Raw genomic sequence first — 5,282 nt, 5'->3', positions numbered from 1 at the left:
GATGCAAGTCGCTTGCGCTTTGCACAACCTTCGTACTGACTTTCGCTATCTGCGATCCTTCTCCTATCAACTTAAAAATTATTTCCAATAATGTCTATTCTTTATTATGCTCGGAATGTTTCTGATCGGTACCACTATTGTAGTGCCCCAATGGTGGATGCTGCGCCAACGGGTACGTTACGCGTCTTGGTGGATTCTCGCCCATGGATTTGGCTGGTGTATAACAGGATTATTGAATCTCGTAACTTCTGAACCTTTTCCAGTTCTGTTGGCTATCGCGTTGATGCCTGCCATTGCGACAGGCGTTGCCTGCTGGTTGCTTCTGGATTGGTTACCGAAGCACGAATTAAAGAGTAGCGCACCAAGCTATTGATTCAGAAAAGAATTCATGTTCCAAGCAGAGCCTGTATTCAATGCCGCCGAACAAAGCGTGCACCCGACGTGTGGGATTCTGCGGCATTTTCAGGCATTTTTCTAGCTTCGGGTTTTTCCTGCTCCCAAGCAGAGTCCGCGCCCGCCCCAGCGCCAGTAACGCAAACCGTTGGGCAGACGGAGCGAAAGGAGGCAAGGCCGTGATCTTTCCCAAAGATCGCGACCCCAGATTCATCACGGTTCGCCGCGGCGGCACTCTGCAAGACTCCGACCACCGGCTTCTCGCCGAGTGGGCAGCCGACTGCGCGGAGCACGTGCTGCATCTGTTCGAGGCGGCACAGCCTGCTGACGCGCGACCGCGCCAAGCAATCGAGCTAGCACGAGCTTGGGTACGGGGCGAGATCACTATGTCTCAAGCCCGCACGGCAGCCGGCCATGCGCAAGCCGCTGCACGGGATCTGTCCGGTGCCGCGAGGCATGCGGCGTATGCTGCCGGGCAGGCCGCGGCGGTAGCTCATGTCGCCGCCCACGAACTCGGCGCTGCAGCCTACGCGATCAAGGCCGTGCGTGCGGCCGCACCGGATGGCGAGGAAGAGAATGCCGGCCGGCTTGAGTGTCAGTGGCAGCGCGAGCAGTTGCCGGAGGCGATTCGCGACCTTGTCCTAGACGATCAGCGGTTGCGAAACGATATCTGCTGGTCGGTGTTCGACTGCTGACGAGCCGTCAGCGTGTGTCGGCACTGCCCAACAAAGCGTGCACTGGACGCTGGGGATTCTGCCGCATTTTTGAGCATTTTTCTGGCTTCGAGTTTTTCCTGCTCCCAAGCAGAGTCCACGCCCGCCCCAGCGCCAGTAACGCAAACCGTTGGGCCGCGCAACGACATGCGGTTCGCACCCTTCAGCAGGAAGTCAGCGCCTTGCGGCGTGAACCAAACAGCCACGATGGTCAGAACCGCGCGGATGTGCCGTGTAGGGAAAGGAAGTTAGTATGGCTAAGCTCGTGTTCGGAATGAACCAGTCCCTGGACGGCTACGTCGATCATATGGCGTTTGTGCCAAGCTCCACGCTCTTCCGCCACTTCATCGAGGAGGCTCAGGGGCAGGCGGGCAGTGTGTACGGTCGCCGAATGTATGAGATCATGCGTTACTGGGACGACGATCATCCTGAATGGGATGCAGAGGAACACGCCTTCGCGGCGGCGTGGCGGAACCAACCGAAATGGGTCGTCTCGCGCTCGTTGAAGTCGGTCGGCCCCAACGCTAGGCTTGTTGAGGATGATCTTGAGGGCGCGATCCGCGAGATGAAGGCCGAGCGCGACGGGGAGATCGAAGTTGCTGGCCCAGACTTGGCGCAAAGCCTCACTGAACTTGGCCTGATCGATGAGTATCGAATCTACCTGCACCCCGTCGTGCTCGGTCACGGCAAGCCATATTTCGCCGGACCCCGGCCGCCGCTCCGCCTTATGACTCATGATCGGATTGGCGAGGATGTGATCAGGTTGACCTACGTTCCCGCTTAATCTCGCGACTCACCTATCCAGCGTGGCGCGGCCTAACCCCTCGCTCGAGCCGACCCGCTACGGCGGGCGGCTCAGCTCGAACGGTAGGCCGCAACATCCCTCAGAACCTCACAATCGTACTCGACCCAATCATCCCAGGCCAGCCATCATCACCCCGGAACGCCCCAACCCCCGACGCCAGAACCTTGATTGCCGAACTTGAGGCGCAAAGGGTCTGGCTCAGTATATAATCCCGGTTCGTGAGCATCGCCTTCCGCAAAGTCTGGCGCGACCTGTGGAATCACAAGGGCCGCACTTTTCTGGTCGTCATCAGCATTGCCGTAGGTGTGATGGCCCTGGGCATGACGACGGCCAGCAACACCCTCCTCAAACGCGAGATGGCCGAGTCGCGGCTGGCCCGCCGCCGGCCCGATGCCCGCCTGAGTTTCATCATCCCCTTGAACGACGACGCGGTGCAGGCTGTGGCCGCCATGCCCGAAGTGGCCCAGGCCGAAGGCCGCATCAGCGCCAACATTCGCTGGGCGGCGGTCTTCGATGGCGAATGGAAGGACGGCCTGCTCACCGTCTCGCCCGATTACGAGCACCAGGTTTTCGATCTGCTCGAACTGAAGAATGGCGCCTGGCCGGGGCCGGATGAAATTGCGGTTGAGGTCAGTCATCAAGCCTCGTACGGCGTGCCGCCGATTGGCGAGATGATGTACGTCCAGGTGAACAACCGCGCCCTGCCCCTCAAGATCGTCGGCGCGCTCCGTGACCCGCTTCAACTGCCGCCGCCCTACAACGCCATCAACAAGACCGCCTTCTACGTCAGCCGTGACACCGCCGAACACATCCTCGGCACGCGAGACTTCAACCAGTTGGGCTTCACCGTGCCAGCCTACAGCGAAGCTAACGTGCAGAAGGCGGCCAAAGCGGTGCAGGACAAGTTGAAGCGGCTGGGTATCCTGTCGGCCACCACCACCTTCTCGCTCGACATCCAAGACCCGACCGGCGATCAGGTGGGGCAATTCATGGACGGGCTGGGGCTGGTGTTGATCGTCATGGCCTTCTTCTCGCTGGCCCTCAGCGCCACCCTGGTCATCAACACCATCAACGCCATCGTGGCCCAGCAGGTGACTCAGATCGGGATCATGAAAACGATCGGCGGACTGTACTGGCAGATCGTCACTCTCTATCTGGCCGGGGTGGCCGTCTACGGTTTGTTGAGCCTGGTCGTGGCCGTGCCCATCGGCGCGTTGAGCGGCTACTATCTTTCGGCCTTCTGGCTTACGGCCTTCAACGTGCCGGTGGCCCCTTTTGAAATACTGCCCGAGTCGTTTTTGTATCAAGCCGGGGTGGGCCTGCTCACGCCGCTGGTTGCGGCCCTTTGGCCGGTGTTCCAGGGAGTCAGCATTCCGGTGCGGCAGGCCATTGCCGCCTACGGCCTGGGCACGGGTCGTTATGGATCGAAGTGGCTCGACAAGGTGATGGGGCAAGTTCAAGGCTTTCCCCGCATGGCGACGCTCGCCCTGCGTAACACCTTTCGCCGCGCCGGCCGGGTGGCCCTCACCGAGATCACCCTTCTCAGCGCCGGCGCGATCTTCATGATGGTCGTCGCCACCGGCAACTCATTCAACCAGACGATTGACAATGTGTGGAGCAACTGGGGCTTCGACGTTGTCTTCGTTTTTAAGAACTACCAGCGCATCGCCGAAGTGGAGCAGGTCATTTGGGCGCAGCCGGGGGTGAACCAGGTGGAGATGTGGGCCTGGGTGCAGGCTACGGCTCACCTGCCGGGCCGGGCCAATCCCGGCGATCAATACGACATTCAACTGCGCGGCATTCCGCGCAACACGAGGTGGTGGTGGACCTGGGCGGCGGCAAGGAAACGACGTGGCGCATCGTCGGCCTGGTCTCGGACATCGGCGTGGGCGGCATTCAGAACACGGCCTTCATGTGGCGCGAAGTGTTGAACGCCGACATGGGGCAATCGGGCCAGGCCACCGTGGCTCAGATCGGCACGCTTGAAAAGACGTTTGAGGCGCAGGAGGCGGTGAAGAAGCAACTGCAGACTCACTTCGAGGCCCGCAACGTCGAAACGGTGCTGGCTGTCGGCCAGATCGAGAACAAGCGCATGGCCGCCGCGCTCTGGGATTTGATCGGCGGCCTGTTGCAGTTGATGACGGTGCTGGTGGCGGTGGTGGGTAGCATCGGCCTCTCCGGCACGCTGTCCATCAACGTCATGGAACGGCGGCGTGAGATCGGCGTGATGCGAGCGGTGGGCGCGTCGTCGAGCGACGTGGCCGCCATTTTTATGGGCGAAGGGCTCCTGCTGGGCGTGCTCAGTTGGATTCAGGCGGCGCCGCTGAGCATGATCGGGGCGCGCTATTTTGTGAATGCTTTGGGCGAGGCGCTCAGTTTCCCGTTCTCCTACCAATATTCGTACGGCGGCATGTGGTTATGGCTGGTCATCATCCTCGTGCTCTCGGTCGTCGCCAGTTGGCTCCCGGCCCGGCGAGCCACGCAGATCAGCGTGCGCGAAAGTTTGGCGTATGAGTGACGACATCCTTTCAACGGATGCTTCGCGAAACGGAAAAACGGATGCGTGACGCTACCATCCGTTTATCCGCTTAATAATCCGCTGAAAGCAGGCCAGTCGCCTACCTCTACTCAAACACTTTGTTGACTTCCTCCCGCCGCTCCCCCCTCCTCTTCATCTTCATCACCGTCTTTGTGGATCTGCTGGGCTACGGCCTCATGATCCCCCTGCTCCCGTTTTTCGTGCAACGGCAGGACGGCGGGGCCGCCCTGGCCGGGGCGCTGGGTTCGGTTTATTCCCTCATGCAACTGATCAGCGGCCCGGCGTTGGGCGCGCTCTCCGATCGTTACGGGCGGCGGCCCGTTCTGCTCGTCTGCCTGCTGGGCACGGCGGGCGCTTACGCCTTGCTGGGGCTGGCCGACTCGCTGGCCCTCATCTTTCTGGCCGTCATGCTCGACGGCATCACCGGGGCCAACCTCACCACCGCCTACGCTTACATCGCCGACGTGACCGCGCCCGAAGAGCGCGCGCGGGGCATGAGTCTGGTGGGCGCGGCCTTTGGCCTGGGGCTGATGGCCGGCCCGGCCTTCGGCGGCCTGTTGAGCGCCTGGGGGCTGGCCGTGCCCGCCTTCACTGCTTGCGCCATCGCTCTGGCCAACGTGGCCTTCGGGTTCTTCGTCTTGCCCGAGTCTTTGCCGCCTGAGCGTCGTACTCAAACGCCAACAATGCCGGTTCTCAACTCGCTGGCGCAACTCGCCGGGTTGTTTCGCCTGACCAACATCCGCCTGTTACTGCTCACCATCTTCGTCCTCAATCTGGCCTTCTCCGGTTTGCAGACCAACTTCCCGCTGTACAGTCAGGCCCGCTTCGGCTG

The 5,282-nt window shown here is 61.2% G+C and carries 5 protein-coding genes; all 5 read left to right on the top strand.

The window, feature by feature from the left end; translation table 11 throughout:
- The first annotated feature begins 572 nt into the window (after window positions 1–572).
- Window positions 573–1,088 (top strand): hypothetical protein, encoded by a 516-nt coding sequence (locus HYZ49_05125; GenBank protein ID MBI3241657.1) that lies wholly within the window; start codon window positions 573–575, stop codon window positions 1,086–1,088.
- Between the two features lie 271 nt (window positions 1,089–1,359).
- Window positions 1,360–1,890, top strand: coding sequence for a dihydrofolate reductase family protein (locus tag HYZ49_05120; GenBank protein MBI3241656.1), 531 nt, complete (start codon window positions 1,360–1,362; stop codon window positions 1,888–1,890).
- Between the two features lie 239 nt (window positions 1,891–2,129).
- Window positions 2,130–3,842 (top strand): ABC transporter permease, encoded by a 1,713-nt coding sequence (locus HYZ49_05115; GenBank protein ID MBI3241655.1) that lies wholly within the window; start codon window positions 2,130–2,132, stop codon window positions 3,840–3,842.
- Window positions 3,734–4,429, top strand: a complete 696-nt coding sequence (locus tag HYZ49_05110) for an FtsX-like permease family protein (protein ID MBI3241654.1) — start codon at window positions 3,734–3,736, stop codon at window positions 4,427–4,429. Before HYZ49_05115 ends, HYZ49_05110 begins: the two co-directional genes overlap by 109 nt.
- Window positions 4,430–4,548: 119 nt before the next feature.
- On the top strand, window positions 4,549–5,282 hold a 734-nt coding region (locus HYZ49_05105; GenBank protein ID MBI3241653.1), incomplete at its 3' end, for an MFS transporter.

Source organism: Chloroflexota bacterium (genome assembly GCA_016197225.1).
In the GTDB taxonomy this organism is placed as follows: Bacteria; Chloroflexota; Anaerolineae; order Anaerolineales; family VGOW01; genus VGOW01.
This window is presented reverse-complemented; position numbering and strand designations above follow the sequence as displayed.